At 60.6% G+C, this 15,832-nt stretch carries 11 protein-coding genes and 1 pseudogene; 1 reads left to right on the top strand and 11 read right to left on the bottom strand.

The window, feature by feature from the left end; all coding sequences use genetic code 11:
- Positions 1-44: 44 nt before the first annotated feature.
- The 8 genes from AABM54_RS15645 to AABM54_RS15610 all read right to left on the bottom strand — a co-directional run bounded on the left by AABM54_RS15645 (position 45) and on the right by AABM54_RS15610 (position 11,756).
- Positions 45-2,000: an acetoacetate--CoA ligase gene (locus AABM54_RS15645; protein WP_347900889.1), complete on the bottom strand. Its 1,956-nt coding sequence runs from the start codon at positions 1,998-2,000 to the stop codon at positions 45-47.
- Positions 2,001-2,188: 188 nt separating this feature from the next.
- Positions 2,189-2,962, bottom strand: a complete 774-nt coding sequence (gene hbdH, locus AABM54_RS15640; RefSeq protein WP_347900888.1) for a 3-hydroxybutyrate dehydrogenase — start codon at positions 2,960-2,962, stop codon at positions 2,189-2,191.
- A gap of 7 nt (positions 2,963-2,969) precedes the next feature.
- Positions 2,970-4,361, bottom strand: coding sequence for a GntP family permease (locus tag AABM54_RS15635; protein WP_347900886.1), 1,392 nt, complete (start codon positions 4,359-4,361; stop codon positions 2,970-2,972).
- 288 nt (positions 4,362-4,649) lie between these two features.
- Entirely contained in the window at positions 4,650-6,065 is a 1,416-nt protein-coding gene (locus tag AABM54_RS15630) for a sigma 54-interacting transcriptional regulator (protein ID WP_347900884.1), read from the bottom strand.
- A gap of 147 nt (positions 6,066-6,212) precedes the next feature.
- Positions 6,213-7,793 carry an ABC transporter ATP-binding protein gene (locus AABM54_RS15625; RefSeq protein WP_347900883.1) on the bottom strand — a complete coding sequence of 527 codons (1,581 nt, stop codon included), beginning with the start codon at positions 7,791-7,793 and terminating at the stop codon, positions 6,213-6,215.
- A gap of 14 nt (positions 7,794-7,807) precedes the next feature.
- Entirely contained in the window at positions 7,808-8,830 is a 1,023-nt protein-coding gene (locus AABM54_RS15620) for an ABC transporter permease (RefSeq protein WP_347900882.1), read from the bottom strand.
- Complete coding sequence (locus AABM54_RS15615) at positions 8,830-9,888, bottom strand: microcin C ABC transporter permease YejB (RefSeq protein ID WP_347900881.1); 1,059 nt, start codon at positions 9,886-9,888, stop codon at positions 8,830-8,832. The genes AABM54_RS15620 and AABM54_RS15615 overlap by 1 nt, the downstream gene beginning before the upstream one ends.
- Positions 9,888-11,756, bottom strand: coding sequence for an extracellular solute-binding protein (locus AABM54_RS15610; RefSeq protein ID WP_347900880.1), 1,869 nt, complete (start codon positions 11,754-11,756; stop codon positions 9,888-9,890). The genes AABM54_RS15615 and AABM54_RS15610 overlap by 1 nt, the downstream gene beginning before the upstream one ends.
- A 236-nt stretch (positions 11,757-11,992) precedes the next feature.
- Here AABM54_RS15610 and AABM54_RS15605 point away from each other — a divergent pair, with 236 nt between their 5' ends.
- Positions 11,993-12,898 carry a hypothetical protein gene (locus AABM54_RS15605; protein WP_347900879.1) on the top strand — a complete coding sequence of 302 codons (906 nt, stop codon included), beginning with the start codon at positions 11,993-11,995 and terminating at the stop codon, positions 12,896-12,898.
- 104 nt (positions 12,899-13,002) lie between these two features.
- On the opposite strand, the pseudogene AABM54_RS15600 reads toward AABM54_RS15605, so the two are convergent.
- From AABM54_RS15600 to AABM54_RS15590, 3 genes and pseudogenes are all read right to left on the bottom strand, one after another.
- Positions 13,003-13,285 (bottom strand): annotated as a pseudogene (locus AABM54_RS15600) (peptidylprolyl isomerase).
- A gap of 139 nt (positions 13,286-13,424) precedes the next feature.
- Entirely contained in the window at positions 13,425-14,306 is an 882-nt protein-coding gene (locus tag AABM54_RS15595) for a triacylglycerol lipase (protein ID WP_347900878.1), read from the bottom strand.
- 397 nt (positions 14,307-14,703) lie between these two features.
- Positions 14,704-15,795: a 3-deoxy-7-phosphoheptulonate synthase gene (locus AABM54_RS15590; RefSeq protein WP_347900877.1), complete on the bottom strand. Its 1,092-nt coding sequence runs from the start codon at positions 15,793-15,795 to the stop codon at positions 14,704-14,706.
- Positions 15,796-15,832: the final 37 nt, after the last annotated feature.

Below are 15,832 nucleotides of genomic sequence, written 5' to 3'. Positions count from 1 at the left end.
GGTCCTCCTGTGGCATCGGCAGTTAATGCCCTGTCCGGAGTGTTTCAATCCTTCAGCTCTGGTCGATCCCGGAACTGCTCCAGCGCCTCGGGATTGGCCAGAGCATCGGTGTTCTTCACCGCCTGCCCATGCACGACATTCCTCACCGCCAGTTCTACCACCTTGCCGCTAATCGTCCGCGGAATATCCGTCACCGCGACAATCTTCGCCGGTATGTGGCGTGGCGTGGTGTTAGCGCGGATCACCTGGCGTATCTGTTGTTCCAGCGCCTCGTTCAGTTCAACGCCGTCGCGCAGTTTCACGAACAGCACCACCCGCACATCGTGTTGCCATTGCTGGCCGATGGCGACCGAGTCCAGCACCTGTTCGACTTTCTCCACCTGCCGGTAGATTTCCGCCGTTCCAATACGCACGCCACCGGGGTTGAGTACGGCGTCGGAGCGGCCATGGATCAGCCAACTGCCGTGGGGCAGTTGTTCGGCGTAGTCGCCCTGGGCCCAGACGCCGGGAAACAGGCTGAAATACGCGGTTCGGAGTTTTTCCCCGGCAGGGTCATTCCAGAAACCGATGGGGATGGCAGGAAAATGCCGGGTGCAGACCAGTTCGCCTTTTTCGCCGATCACCGGCAGACCGGCCTCGTTCCAGACCTCGATGGCCATGCCCAGGCTCTTGCCCTGCATTTCGCCACGGCGCACCGGCAGGACCGGATTGCCCGCCACAAAGCAGGAAATGATGTCGGTGCCGCCGGACATCGACGCCAGGCTGACGTCGCTTTTGAACTCGCGGTAGACGTAGTCGTAACTGTGGGGCGACAAGGCCGAGCCGGTCGAGAGCACACTCTTTAACCGCTCGAATCGATGGCTCAGGCGTGGCTGGATGGCGTTGCTTTCCAGGGTCGCCAGGTATTTGGGGCTGGTGCCGAAAACACTCACTGATTCGCTGTCGATCAGGTCGATCAAGCGTTCCGGGCCCGGATGAAACGGTGAGCCGTCATACAGCACCACGCTGCTGCCGACCGTCAGGGCCGAGACCAGCCAGTTCCACATCATCCAGCCGCAGGTGGTGTAGTAGAACAGTCGGTCGTCAGGCCCGAGGTCGACGTGCAAGCCGTGTTCCTTGAGGTGTTGCAGCAACACGCCGCCGGTGCTGTGGACGATGCATTTGGGCACGCCGGTAGTGCCGCTGGAATAGAGGATGTACAGCGGATGCGCGAACGGCACGGGGACAAACGCGGGGTCGCCACCGGGTACATAACACTCATCCCACAAGGTCACGCGGGCCTGGGTCTTGAAGTCTTCGACCCGGGCGTGTGGCCGTGCGTAAGGCACGATGATCAACTGCTGCAACGACGGTAAACGCTGAAGAATTTCGTTGAGCTTGGCGGTTTGATCGATCGTTTTACCGGCGTAACGGTAGCCGGCGCAGGTGATCAGCACCTTGGGTTCGATCTGGCCGAAGCGGTCGACCACTCCGTGGGTGCCGAAGTCTGGTGAGGAGCAGGACCAGATCGCGCCGAGGCTGGTGGTGGCAAGCATGCCCACCAGGGTTTGCCAGGTGTTGGGCATGCACGCGGCAACCCGGTCGCCGAGGCCGACGCCTGCGGCTTTCAGGCTGTGTTGCAGGCCAGCAACGTGCCGGGCCAGTTCGGCATAGCTCAGTTGTTCGCGTTCGCCGTTTTCGCTGACGGCGATCACGGCGATGGCCTCGTCACGGCGGCGCAGCAGGTGTTCGGCAAAGTTCAGCGTGGCGCCGGGAAACCACTCGGCACTGGGCATGTGCGAGCCTTCACGCAGCACGGTTTCAGGTGGCTGCTCGAAGCGTACATCGAAGAAGTCGACAATGGCCTGCCAGAAGTCTTCGCGCTGATCGATGCTCCACTGATGCAGGGCAGGGTAGTCGGCAATAGCGAGCTGATGACGCTGATTGATGAAGCGCCGGAAGGCTTCCATGCGGGTCTTGCTGATGCGCTCGGCGCTGGGTTGCCAGAGTATTTCGGACATGATTGGCCTCTTGTTTTTCTTATTACACGCTTACTGGCGCTTGTGGCGAGGGAGCTTGCACTCGCTCGGCTGCATAGCAGTCGTAAAATGATGAACGCGTTGCCATTGGAAGACTGCGTCAGCCAGTTTGGGCCCGCTTCGCGGACCAGCGGGAGCAAGCTCCCTCGCCACAGATGTTAACGGGCCTTTTACTGCGCCAACCACCCACCGTCGATGTTCCACGCCGCGCCACGCACCTGGCTGCCGGCCTCGCTGCACAAGAACAGCACCAGTTCACCCAGTTGGGAAGGTGTGACAAATTCCAGCGACGGCTGTTTTTGCGCCAGTAAATCATGTTGCGCCTGTTGAGGGTCGACCCCGGTTGCGGCGCGGTCGTCGATCTGCTTCTGCACCAGCGGAGTCAGTACCCAGCCTGGGCAAATGGCGTTGCAGGTGACGTTGCTGGTGGCGGTTTCCAGGCCGACCACTTTGGTCAGGCCGATTACCCCGTGCTTGGCGGCGACATACGCCGCTTTACCCACCGAGCCGACTTGGCCGTGTACCGAGGCGATGTTGATGATCCGCCCCCAGCCTTTGGCGCGCATGCCCGGCAGGCTCAAGCGGGTGCTGTGAAAGACCGACGACAAGTTGATTGCAATGATCGAGTCCCAGCGTTCCACGGGGAAGTCTTCGACCGCCGACACGTGCTGGATGCCGGCGTTGTTCACCAGGATGTCGACGCCGCCGAACTCGCGCTCGGCGTAGGCGATCATCTCGGCAATCTGCACCGGGTCGCTGACGTCGGCCGGGTGGTGGCCGACCTTGCCGCCAAACTGTTCGACCTGTGCGATCACCGCTGAAACATCGCCGAAACCGTTGAGGATCAGGTTGGCGCCGGCCTTGGCCAGGCTCAATGCGATGCCCAGGCCGATGCCGCTGGTGGAACCGGTGACCAGTGCGGTCTTGCCCGAAAGAGTTGTCATGTATGCCTCACACAATGCCGGTGGCGTAGAAAGTGCCGATGACCACGAAGACCGCCAGGGTCTTGATCAGCGTAATACAGAAAATGTCTTTGTAGGCCTCGCGGTGGGTCAGCCCGGTGACGGCCAGCAAGGTAATCACCGCGCCGTTGTGCGGCAGGGTGTCCATGCCGCCGCTGGCCATGGCCGCGACCCGGTGCAGCACTTCCAGTGGAATGTTGGCCGCATGGGCCGCGGCGATAAAGTCATTGGCCATGGCGGCCAGGGCGATGCTCATGCCGCCCGAAGCCGAGCCGGTAATGCCGGCCAGCAGGGTCACGGTGATGGCTTCGTTGACCAACGGGTTGGGAATGCTTTTCAGCCAGTCGGCCAGCACCAGGAACCCCGGCAGCGAGGCAATGACCGCACCGAAACCGTATTCCGAGGCGGTGTTCATTGCTGCGAGCAGGGCGCCGCTGACCGCGCTTTTACTGCCCTCGGCGAGTTTGCTGCGAATTGCCTGAAAGCCGAACACCAGCACCATGATGATGCCCACCAATAGCGCGGCCTGAACCGCCCAGATCGCGGTGAGTTTGGCGATTTCGGTAGTGACCGGCGCGGTCATGCCCGGCAGGCTGAGGCTGTGGGTCTTGCCGTACCACTGTGGAATCCAGTGGGTGAACAGCAGGTTCATGATGCCCACCATCAACAGCGGCGACAGCGCCAGCCACGGGTTGGGCAGCGTGATGTCGGCAGCGGTTTCCGGCTCGTTGCGCAGGTCTGTGCCGTAGCCTTCGCCACTGCGCTGGGCCTTGTTGCGTTGGCGTTGCAGAAACAGCATGCCGGCGCAGAACACGAAAATCGTGCCGATCAGCCCCAGCCACGGCGCCGCCCAGGCGGTGGTGTTGAAGAAGGTGCTGGGGATGATGTTCTGGATCTGCGGGGTGCCGGGCAGGGCGTCCATGGTGAAGGAAAACGCGCCGAGGGCGATGGTCGCCGGAATCAGCCGCTTCGGGATGTTGCTCTGGCGGAACATTTCCGCGGCAAACGGATACACCGCAAACACCACGACGAACAGCGACACGCCGCCGTAGGTGAGCAGGGCGCAGACCAGCACGATCACCAGCATCGCCTGACGGGTGCCGAGCAGGCGAATCGCCGCCGCGACAATCGAACGCGAGAACCCCGACAGTTCGATCAGCTTGCCGAACACCGCGCCGAGCAGGAACACCGGGAAATACAGTTTGATGAAACCGACCATTTTCTCCATGAACACCCCGGTGAAGGCGGGCGCAACGGCAGAGGGATCGGTGAGCAGGACGGCGCCAAGGGCGGCAATCGGGGCGAAAAGGATAACGCTGTAGCCACGGTACGCAGCAAGCATCAGCAGCGCGAGGGCTGCCAAGGCAATGGTCACACTCATGGTGTGTCTCCTGGGATTGTTATTTTTGTGGGGGCGAATCTTTTGTAGGAAGGGTGTTAGCGAGTTTCGTGCCAGTCGATCAAGTTATTGAAATACAAGGACAACTATCTTTTTTTGTTTGTTATTTGAGTTGTTTGTCTCTGTTTTGAGATATTTATTGGTTGGGATCGCCCCTTCACGAGCAAGCCCACTCCCGCAGGGGGACTTTTGAACGACACAGATCCAGTGTGGGAGCACGCTTGCTCGCGAAGTGTTTGATCTTTTCTACATGTAGAGATGCATATCTCGTTATTGAGACTCTGCCATCCCCAACGCCACCATTTTCTTGTACAGCGTCGAACGCCCCAGCCCCAACCGTGCCGCCGCTTCGATGACCTTGCCGCCGCATTGCGCGAGGGTGTTTTCAATCAACTGCCGGTCAAAGCGTTCACGGGCAACGCTGAAGGTTTCATTGGCAAAGGTTTCGATGACGGCGCTCGCGGCACGTTGCACCGGGACAAAACTGCCGATGGCCGCGCGAATTTCTTGCGCGTCGAGCACCAGGTCATCACTGAGCAGCGCGGCGCGCTCCAGCACGTTGCGCAGCTCGCGAATGTTCCCCGGCCAGGCGTGTTGGCCGAGCAACTCCAGGGCCTGACGGTCGAGTTCATGCTGGCTGCGCAGCTCTTCAAGGATCGCCTCGCTGAGGGCCGGAAGATCGTCGAGGCGCTCGCGCAAGGGCGGAACCTGAATCGGCAGGACGTTGAGGCGGTAATACAAGTCGGCGCGAAACTCGCCGCGCTTGATCGCCGCTTCCAGGTCTGTGGACGTGGCGGCGATGACCCGCACGTCGCTCTGGATCACTTCGTTGGAACCGACCGGTTCGAATTCTTTTTCCTGCAACACCCGCAGCAGTTTGCTTTGCAGCGGCAGCGGCATGTCGCCGATCTCATCGAGAAACAGGGTCCCGCCCTGGGCAATCTGCAATTTGCCGGGGCGGCCCTTGCGGTCGGCGCCGGTGAACGCGCCGGGCGCGGTGCCGAAAAACTCGGCTTCCAGCAACGCCTCGGGAATCGCCGCGCTGTTGATGCTGACAAACGCTTTGTGCGCCCTCGGCGAGGCGCCATGAATCGCCTGGGCCAGCAGCTCTTTGCCGGTGCCGGTTTCGCCCAGCAACAAGACGGGCGACTCGGTACTGGCGCTGCGTCGGGCGCGGCGTTTGACTTCCAGGCTGGCGGCACTGGTGCCGATGAAGTGGGCGAAGGTGTACTTGGCCTGGCGCGCGCGCAACAGCGAGCGGGTGGAGGCCAGTTCTTCCTGCATGCTCAGGTAACGCTTGAGCATCGGCGACAGGCTGCGCAATTCGTCGAACAGCGCAAAACCGATGGCACCGATCACCGCGCCCGCATCGTCGTGGATCGGCAGGCGCATCACCACCAGCGGCTCCTTGGGGGTGTCCTGCATGTCCAGCAGGATCGGCCGGCCGGTGCGCACCACCTCACGCAAGAGGCTGCCCGGGATCACGCTTTCGCAGGGTTTGCCGATGGCTACGTCCGCCGACTCCAGGCCGAAGCGCTTGGCGTAACGCTCGTTCATCCAGACGATGTTCGCGTCGCGGTCGACAATCACGGTGCCTTCGCTGGACTGTTCGATGATCTCGAACAACGAACGGATGGCGAGCATCCGAACACGTTGGTAGTCCTTGAGGCTGTCGGTGGTATTCATGGTTGTCATGTCCGGAATATGTGGTGTCTGTGCGGACGCTTTCGCGAGCAAGCCCGCTCCCACAGGGGATTTGTGAACGACACAGATCAGGTGTGGGAGCAGGCTTGCTCGCGAAGGCCGCGGCACGGTGCAACGGCATGCCGGGGATTATGCCCAGCCCGGATGCGCCGCCGCCAACAGCTCCTTGGTATACGGATGCTGGGGCGCGTCGAACACTTCGTGGCTGGCACCGCGCTCCACGACTTTACCGTCCTTGATCACGATCATGTCGTGGGCCAGGGCGCGGACCACCGACAAGTCATGGCTGATGAACAAGTAGGTCAAGCCGTGTTTCTCCTGGAGCTGGCGGAGCAGGGCGACCACTTGTTTTTGCACCGTGCGGTCCAGGGCCGAGGTCGGTTCGTCGAGCAATATCAGCGCCGGTTTGAGCACCAGTGCGCGGGCAATCGCAATCCGTTGGCGCTGGCCCCCGGAAAATTCGTGGGGGTAGCGATGACGGCTTTGCGGGTCGAGGCCGACTTCTTCCAGCACGCGGATAACCTGAGCCTCGCATTCGGCGGCCGTCGACTGGCTGTGTACTTCCAGACCCTCGCTGATGATCTGCGCCACTGACATGCGTGGGCTGAGGCTGCCAAACGGGTCCTGGAACACCACCTGCATCTGTTTGCGCCACGGCCGCAACTGCTTTTGGTTCAGGCCATCGAGGGCCTGCCCCTGGAAGCGGATGCTGCCTTGGGAGTCGAGCAGGCGCAGGATGGCTTGCCCGAGGGTGGACTTGCCGGAGCCGGATTCGCCGACGATGCCCAGCGTCTTGCCGCGTTGAATACTGAGGCTGATACCGTCCACGGCGTGTAGCCAGGTTTTGCGCTGGAACAACCCGCCGCCCAGCGCAAAACGCACGCTCAGGTCGTCGACTTCCAGCACCGCTTCGCGCTCGTCTCGCGGCAACGCTTCACCTTCCGGCTCGGCGTTCAACAGCACACAACTGTAGGGATGTTTCGGCTGGGTGAAGAGGGTTTCACAGTCGGCCTGTTCGACGATTTCCCCGGCGCGCATCACGCAGACTCGCTGGGCGATGCTGCGCACCAGATTGAGGTCGTGGCTGATCAGCAGCAGCGACATGCCGAGGCGCTGTTGCAGGGACTTGAGCAGCAGCAGGATCTTGCGCTGCACGGTGACGTCGAGTGCGGTGGTCGGTTCGTCGGCGATCAGCAGCTCGGGCTCGCAGGCCAGGGCCATGGCGATCATTACCCGTTGCCGCTGGCCTCCGGAAAGCTGGTGAGGGTAAGCCTTGAGCCGCTCTAGCGGCTTCTGGATGCCCACCAGTTCCAGCAGTTCGAGAATGCGTTTTTGCGCCGCTTTACCGCCGAGCCCCTTGTGCACCAGCAAGGTTTCGCCGATCTGCTTTTCGATGCTGTGCAGTGGGTTGAGGGAGGTCATCGGCTCCTGGAAAATCATCGCGATCCGGTTGCCACGCAGGCTGCGCAAGGTGCGGGTGTCGGCACCGAGCAGCTCCTGGCCCCGGTAGCGAATGCTGCCGTGGGTCTGGGTGCCGCTTTCGGGCAACAATTGCAGGATCGAGTGCGCGGTCACCGATTTACCGGAGCCCGACTCGCCCACCAGCGCCAGGCACTCACCGGGGCGGATATCCAGGCACAGGTTGCGCACCACGGTCTGGCCACTGAAGGCGACGCTGAGGTTGCGGATTTCGATCAGGTTGTCGCTCATGTCCACGTCCTGCTTCATGCCCGCGGATCGAAAGCGTCTCGCAACGCCTCGCCGATAAACACCAGTAGAGAAAGAATCAACGCCAGGGTGAAAAATGCCGTCAGGCCGAGCCACGGCGCTTGCAGGTTCTGTTTGCCCTGGCCGATCAACTCGCCCAGCGACGCACTGCCCGCGGGCATGCCGAAGCCCAGGAAATCCAGCGCGGTAAGCGTGGAGATCGCCCCGGTGAGGATGAATGGCAGGTAGCTCAACGTGGCGTTCATGGCGTTCGGCAGAATGTGCCGCACGATCACCTTGCGGTCAGTCAGGCCCAATGCCCGGGCGGCTTTGACGTATTCCAGGTTGCGCCCGCGCAGGAACTCGGCACGCACCACGTCCACCAGCGCGAGCCAGGAAAACAGCGCCATGATCCCCAGCAGCCACCAGAAGTTCGGTTCGACGAAACCCGAGAGGATGATCAGCAGGTACAACACCGGCAGCCCCGACCAGACTTCCAGCAAGCGCTGGCCGAGCAGGTCGATCCAGCCGCCGTAGTAACCTTGCAGGGCGCCCGCGGCGATGCCGATCAGCGCACTGATGGCGGTCAGCGCCAGGGCAAACAGTATCGACACGCGTGCACCGAAAATCACCCGTGCCAACACGTCCCGTGCCTGATCGTCGGTGCCGAGCCAGTTGACCTTCGACGGCGGGCTCGGCGTGGGCTGGTTGAGGTCGTAGTTCGGCGTGTCGTCGCTGAACGGGATCGGTGGGAACAGCATCCAGCCACCGTCCTTGTGGATCAGTTTCTGCACGTAGTCACTGCGGTAATCGGCCTGGAACGGCAGTTGGCCGCCAAACTCCAGTTCGGTGTAGCGCTTGAACGCGGGGAAGTACAACGACCCCTGATAGCTGAGCACCAGCGGTTTGTCGTTGGCGATCAGTTCACCGCCCAGGGTCAGGATGAACAAACCGATGAACAGCCACAGCGACCACCAGCCGCGACGGTTTTTCTTGAAACGTTCGAAGCGTCGACGCGCCAACGGCGAAAGATTGAGCATCAGGCGTTCCTCGCGGCGAAGTCGATGCGCGGGTCGACCAGGGTGTAGCAGAGGTCGCCGATGAGTTTTATCAGCAGCCCAAACAGGGTGAAGATGAACAGCGAGCCGAACACCACCGGGTAGTCCCGCGAAACGGCGGCCTCGTAACTCATGCGTCCCAGGCCATCGAGGGAGAAAATCACTTCGATCAGCAAGGATCCGGCGAAAAACACGCTGATAAACGCCTGGGGAATCCCCGACACCACCAGCAGCATCGCGTTGCGAAACACATGCCCGTACAGCACCCGGCGTTCGCTCAAGCCTTTGGCCCGGGCGGTGACCACATACTGGCGGGTGATTTCGTTGAGAAACGAGTTCTTGGTCAGAATGGTCAGGGTGGCGAAACCGCCGATCACCAGCGACGTCACCGGCAGCACCAGGTGCCAGAAGTAGTCGGCGATTTTCCCGAGGGTGGACAGTTGCTCGAAGTTTTCCGACACCAGCCCGCGCACGGGAAACCAGTTCAACGATGTGCCGCCGGCAAACACGACGATCAAAAACATGGCGAACAGAAACGCCGGCATGGCGTAGCCGATGATGATCGCGGTGCTGCTCCAGATATCGAAATGGCTGCCGTGATGCACCGCTTTGCGAATGCCCAACGGGATCGACACCAGGTAGGTGATGAGCGTGGCCCAGAGCCCGAGGGAAATGGTCACCGGCATCTTTTCCAGGATCAGGTCGGTGACAGTCGCGCCGCGAAAGAAGCTTTTGCCGAAGTCCAGTCGTGCGTAGCTCTTGAGCATCAGCCACAGGCGTTCCGGCGCCGGTTTATCAAAGCCGTACTGTTTTTCGATGTCTTTGATCAGTTGCGGGTCGAGGCCGCGACTGGCACGCGCCCCCCCGCTCACGGCTTCGCCGGAAGTGCCGAGGCCACCGCCGCCGATCCCTTGCAGGCGGGCGATGGCTTGCTCCACCGGGCCGCCGGGTGCGGCCTGCACAATGGCGAAGTTGACCAGCAGAATAATCACCAGGGTTGGAATGATCAGCAGCAAACGCCGCAGCACGTAAGCGAGCATCAGTGCGGTCCTCCGGGTTTGCCACGGCTGATGCGCTCGGCGGCCATTTGTTCATTGGTCAGTGGCGTGCTGCTCATTTCCCACCAGCTTTCGATGGATTCATCATTGCTCGCCTGCACGGCCGGGATACCGAAGCGGTTCCACCAGACGGTGGATGTGCCGGGCGGGTAGTAATTGGGAATCCAGTAGTAGTTCCATTGCAGCACCCGGTCCAGCGCATGGGCGTAGCGCAGCATGTCGGCTTGGGTGGTGGCTTTCACCAGCCCGGTGATCAGGGTGTCGACGGCCGGGTTTTGCAGGACCATGTAGTTGCTGGCGCCGGGGTCGTTGGCCGCTGCCGAGCCAAAGTAGCTGTACAGCTCCAGCCCCGGCGAGGTGGTCACGGCGTAACCGGTGACGATCATGTCGTAGTCGCGGCTCATCACCCGGTTTACGTATTGCGAAGAGTCGATGCGCCGGATCTCCAGGGTGATGCCGATCTGCGCCAGCGTACGTTTGTACGGCAACAGTAGGCGCTCGATGCCACCCTGGGTGTTGAGGAAGGTAAAGGTCAGCGGCTCTCCTGCGGCATTGACCAACCGGTCGCCGTCGGGTTTCCAGCCCGCCTGCTCAAGCAGTGCCAGGGCCTGCAGCTGTTTGTCGCGGACATTGCCGCTGCCGTCGGTCTTCGGCGCTTCGAACACCTGGGTGAAGACTTCGTCCGGAACCTGCCCGCGCAGCGGTTCGAGAATGGCCAGTTCAGCCGCATCGGGCAACTGCCGGGCGGCCAGTATGGTGTTGGAAAAAACGCTCTGCTGGCGGATATAGAGGTCACGCATCATCTGCCGGTTGCTCCACTCGAAGTCCCATAGCATGGCCAGTGCCTGACGCACGCGGCGGTCCTGGAACATCGGTTTTTGCAGGTTGAACACATACCCCTGCGCCGGTTGCGGAGCTTCTTTGGCCAAGTGAGCCCTTTGCAGGCGACCGTCGTTCAATTGCGGACCGTCATAACCGATGGAGTAGCCGGTGGCGGAGAACTCTCGGTTGTAATCGTAAGCGCCGCCGCGCAGCACCTGGCGGGCCACATCGGTGTCGCCGAAGTACTCGATGCTGAAATGGTCGAAGTTGTAGAGGCCACGGCTGACGGGCAAATCCTTGCCCCACCAGTCAGCGTTGCGTTCGAAGGTGATGCTGCGTCCGGAATCGATCTTGCCGACCCGATACGGGCCGCTGCCCAGTGGGGCTTCGTAGCCACCGCCGTTGGCGAAGTCGCGGGTTTTCCACCAGTGCTCGGGAAACACCGGCAGGGTGGCGATGTCCAGGGGCAGGGTGCGGTTCTCGTTGCTCTTGAAGTCAAAGCGCACGGTGCGCTCCGATTCCACCTCGACGCCTTTGACGTCGGCGAACTGGGTGCGATAGCGCAGGCTGCCCTGGGTCATCAGCAGGTTAAAGGTGTAGCGCACGTCTTCGGCGGTGATCGGCGTGCCGTCGGCAAACTGCGCCTTGGGGTCGAGATAGAAACGCAGCGATAGACCATCGTCGGCGCGCTCCATTTTTTCCGCGACCAGGCCGTACACGGTGTAGGGCTCATCCTGAGAGCGCTGCGCCAGCGGCGAGTAGAGCATGCCGTCGAGCTGGGACACGCCGATACCCTTGTCGATGTAGGGCAGTACATGGTCGAAATGTCCGATCTCGATGGCCGAGCGGCGCATGCTGCCACCCTTGGGGGCCCGCACATTGGTGTAGTCGAAGTGACTGAAACCCGCCGGGTACTTGGCCGGTTCGCCGTATACCGTCAGGGCGTGTTCAGGCGCGGCAGCCGCGGATTGAAAACCCGGTAACAAGGCCAGAGCGGTGAAGAGCAGTGAGGGAAAAAGCAATCGCATTGTCAACCTTGGGGCGCAAGTCTCGATGACGGGTCGATGTGGGTGAGGCCACGAGATTGTCGGCCAGTTAACCACATTGGCCTGTAGTCGGGGGATTCGGTGCGTGCCGGAAAACCCTGCACCTGTAATTTCTGACAGTAGACAAGATCGTTGGGGAGAGAGCCTGCTAGGCGAGGTGTGTTGCTCAGTTGTCACCTCAGTATGTAACCGGATTATTTCAAAGAAGGAGTCATGTAATGAGCGATCAGCCGGTGTATCCCGTTCCTCGAATCAAGGAAGCCCACGGAAATACGGTTTTTTCTAGATATGTGAGCAATGTCCTTACAGTTGAAGTTGATATGTGGGAGGGGGCAGAAGTTAGGCAGCGGTACTATGTGTGGCTTTACGGTCGCCATGGTGGCTCGGATCATGAAAGGCGAATGATTTACAGTGAGATACTGACACGCAGAGATATCGATAATGGGAAATTGGAAATAAGTGTGCCCGAGAGGGTTTACGGCGGGCTTATGGATCAGAAGGCATTCAGTATTGGATTTGGAGTTGGATTTAATGGGGGCGGTGAGGAGGAGGCAACGAAATTTACTTATTTTGGCAGTTATATGTTGGTTAAGGATACTTATAATGACAAGACGGATTTTCGCGCAGATAACTTAGGTGGGTGGGTGCCCGGCCCTGATGTAAACCCGGCCGATCTGACGTTCGAAACGGTTGACGGCAAGAGATGCCTGCACTATCCCGTACAAAGTGATATGCGTCATAGGGTAATTCTGTACAAGGATTTCAATTTGGTTCCGGGGCGGCGATATTTTTTTAATGCAACTTTTTCCGCTCCGGGCGTGAAGCCCCAGATGGGGGTTGTCGTTTATCTTCGTGAGGGTAACAAAGTCGCAACGGCGTCACTGTATGCCAGTCATGTGTTCTATTCGGAAGGAGGAGGTGTAACAGCGAGATCTTCCACTGTTCGCCTGGCGATAGTTGCCGATAATCAGGGGGCGCTGGTGTCTCGTGAACTCAATATTTCTGACATTGCTCTTTATGAGTTTGACAGTGATAGATGGTGGGATCCTGAGTGGGATCTAGAGTGGGACTCTGAAAGTTATCCTCCTGCAAAGGACGCAGAAAGTGAACTCTTGAGTGTGTGATGCGGTAAAGGCAGTCGATAAAACGCCGCGGGTCTTTGAAGATGAGCGGCGTTTTTTAGTTGTGTCATACGGGGGCAAGAAGCGCGCAGACAGTATCGGTTCGATCAGTCCTGACGGCTGGTCACTTCCAGCAGGTGGTAACCGAACTGGGTTTTCACCGGACCTTGCACGGTGTTGACTGGTGCGCTGAAGACCACGGTGTCGAACTCCTTGACCATCTGGCCCCGGGCCGAACGAGCCAAGGTTGCCGCCGTCACGGCTGGATGGGCAGGTGGAGTTGGCTTTGGCGATTTCAGCGAAATCAGCGCCGCCTTCGATTTGGGCTTTCAGTTCGTTGCACTTGGCTTCGCTGGCAACCAGGATGTGACGGGCAGTGGCTTTGGCCATGGGGGATTCTCCATTCAACGGGCAATAAAGTGCTGAGCCTACCGGATTCAGTGGGCTATTTCTCGCCAAAGTTCCGTCGGCCGTGACCGGGCGTCGCGTCTTGCAGGGTCACGCCGTGCCTGCACGCTCGGATCTTCACTTACAGCCCGGCATTCTTTAGTCGTTCGGCGTGGGCGACATACAGCTCCACCGGGTCGATACCTTTGCGCACCAGGCCGGCCGTCTGGTTCAGGCTGTCCAGATGATCCAGCGGATAATCAGAACGCAGGACTTTGCCCAGGTGCGAGCTGTAGCGACCGACCAACCCGTCGTTTTCTTGCGCTTCGCTGATGAAGTAGGCGCTGAACGCCCGACAGATCTGGTGAAGCGGATCCACACTGTTAACGCCTTCGTCCAGCAGGCTACCCTGGACGGTCCCGCTCCAGGAGTAGTAATGCACGCCATTGACCTGCTCAGGCCCTTCGCCACCCCAGGTGGCTGGCAAGCCTTGCGGGTATTTGGCGTTGAAAGTCGCCACGCCCTCGGTGGTCAATGCATTGAGTGAAGCAACGGCGTGTTGCGGGAGTTGTGGATGGCCGCTGAGCAATGACAGGAAATCGGCGAAAAGGGTGACGACGGCCGAGGCAACGTGTTCAGGCAAGCTTCCGGGTCGCAAGGCTTTGCGTAAGAAATCAGCAAGTTCCGAGCCATGGTTCGGTCCACTGACCGAGGTGACCGAGGCGACGACTTGCGGCGCCATTGCGGCGGCATAACGGGCAGTCAATGCGCCTTGGCTATGGCCGATCAGGTTGACCTTCCCGGCGCCGGTCCCGGCCAGCACCCGGTCGATCTGCACCAGCAATTGCTCGCCGCGCACTTCGTTGCAATGGGTGGCCGACAGGTATGGGACGAACACCCGCACGCCAGCGTTCCTCAGCGCTTGCTTGATGCCATGGAAAATCTCGAAGTGGCCGATGCGTTCAAATCCGAAGAGACCGTGGATCAGGAGAACAGGGTATTGGGTCGTTGCATTCCGTTGCATGATTTTTCCTTCCTGGGTGCCGTTCTGAATGGGCGTTGAGTCCTCACTCTAATGCAGGTGGTCGTCTTGGCGATGTCTGAAAAGACCGCTGTAAGGGGTTGAAACGAGAGTAAAAATTGTGGGGCGATTCGGATGTCCATGAGGCATTACTCGGATGTTCGAGCGTCTTTTATCCTGCCCGCCGCGGACTTCAATGCAGTGTCTGACGCCCTGCGGTGCTTTCACGTGTTCGTGTTGGTGGGACGTCTGACAGTCCGGTCTGACGTTTCAAGCGGCAATAGAATGCATGCCGCGATGTTGAACGCCGCGATGCAAGAGGCGATTGGCCTCGGGATGAGTCTTGGCCAGCAGGCCCCGCTCTGGTCTGGAGGCGGGGCGTTTGAGGGGCGGGTTGCGATCAGGCGGGCAGTGATGCGCTACGTCGTTGTCGATGCAGGGCCAGGCTCGCGGTGTGCAGCAACCGTTCGGTGGCCTCCCAGCCCAGGCACCCATCGGTCACCGAAACCCCGTAGCGCAGGTTTGCGCTCAGCGGCTGGCAGCCGTCGAACAGGTGGCCCTCGAGCATCATGCCGACCAATGAGCGGTCACCTTGCAGGCGTTGTTCCAGAACGTCGTTGAACACGGCCGGTTGGCGCAAGGGGTCCTTGGCACTGTTGGCGTGGCTGCAATCGACCATGATCCGCGACGGTATCGCCAGTTTGCGCAAGTCCTGATTGATCCGGGCGATGCTCTGGCGATCGTAGTTCGGCCCCTGGTGACCGCCGCGCAGCACCAGGTGGGTGTCGGGGTTGCCCTGGGTCTGGATGATCGCCGGATGGCCCTGACTGTCGACACCGAAGTGTCGATGAGGGTGAGCGGCCGAGCGCATGGCATCGCAGGCGACAGATACGCCACCGTCGGTGCCATTCTTGAAGCCCACGGGCATGCCGAGGCCACTGGCCATTTCGCGATGAATCTGCGATTCGGTGGTACGCGCGCCAATGGCCACCCAGCTCAGCAGGTCGTCGAAGTAGCCGGCCGCCATCGGTTGCAGTAGCTCGGTGGCAATGGGCAGGCCCCGGCGCAGCATTTCACGCATCAACTCGCGAGACAGGGTCAGGCCGGCGGCCATGTCGTCGCTGCCATCGAGTCGTGGGTCGTAGGCCAGGCCTTTCCAGCCGACCGTGGTCCGGGGTTTTTCGACGTAGGCACGCATCACCAGCAGCATGTCATCGCTGACGTCGGCGGCCAGGCGTGCGAGCTTGTCGGCGTATTCGAGGGCGGATTCAGGGTCGTGAAGTGAGCAGGGGCCCACGATCACCAGGAGGCGAGCGTCCTGGCCTTCGAGGATGGCGCGCACCGCTTGGCGATGGGCGGCCACTTGCTGGGTCAGGAGCAAGTTGAGCGGTATTTGATGTTTGAGCTCCAGGGCGCTTGGCAGACGCAAGGTCAGTGCCTCATTGGCAGGGCTCAGGGTGGACAGCGGCAGTGCGGATACGGATGAGTTCATGTTCGGGCTTCCTGGGCTGGCGGCGGGTTTCGTTCCC

Source organism: Pseudomonas purpurea (assembly GCF_039908635.1).
Classification (GTDB): Bacteria; Pseudomonadota; Gammaproteobacteria; order Pseudomonadales; family Pseudomonadaceae; genus Aquipseudomonas; species Aquipseudomonas purpurea.
This window is presented reverse-complemented; position numbering and strand designations above follow the sequence as displayed.

Bases quoted from the DNA above. Each gene is read 5' to 3' on its own strand.
- AABM54_RS15645 (WP_347900889.1), bottom strand. From the start codon at position 2,000: ATGTCCGAAATACTCTGGCAACCCAGCGCCGAGCGCATCAGCAAGACC.
- AABM54_RS15630 (WP_347900884.1), bottom strand. From the start codon at position 6,065: ATGAATACCACCGACAGCCTCAAGGACTACCAACGTGTTCGGATGCTC.
- AABM54_RS15635 (WP_347900886.1), bottom strand. From the start codon at position 4,361: ATGAGTGTGACCATTGCCTTGGCAGCCCTCGCGCTGCTGATGCTTGCT.
- AABM54_RS15595 (WP_347900878.1), bottom strand. From the start codon at position 14,306: ATGCAACGGAATGCAACGACCCAATACCCTGTTCTCCTGATCCACGGT.
- AABM54_RS15620 (WP_347900882.1), bottom strand. From the start codon at position 8,830: ATGCTCAATCTTTCGCCGTTGGCGCGTCGACGCTTCGAACGTTTCAAG.
- AABM54_RS15590 (WP_347900877.1), bottom strand. From the start codon at position 15,795: ATGAACTCATCCGTATCCGCACTGCCGCTGTCCACCCTGAGCCCTGCC.
- AABM54_RS15605 (WP_347900879.1), top strand. From the start codon at position 11,993: ATGAGCGATCAGCCGGTGTATCCCGTTCCTCGAATCAAGGAAGCCCAC.
- AABM54_RS15615 (WP_347900881.1), bottom strand. From the start codon at position 9,888: ATGCTCGCTTACGTGCTGCGGCGTTTGCTGCTGATCATTCCAACCCTG.
- hbdH (WP_347900888.1), bottom strand. From the start codon at position 2,962: ATGACAACTCTTTCGGGCAAGACCGCACTGGTCACCGGTTCCACCAGC.
- AABM54_RS15610 (WP_347900880.1), bottom strand. From the start codon at position 11,756: ATGCGATTGCTTTTTCCCTCACTGCTCTTCACCGCTCTGGCCTTGTTA.
- AABM54_RS15625 (WP_347900883.1), bottom strand. From the start codon at position 7,793: ATGAGCGACAACCTGATCGAAATCCGCAACCTCAGCGTCGCCTTCAGT.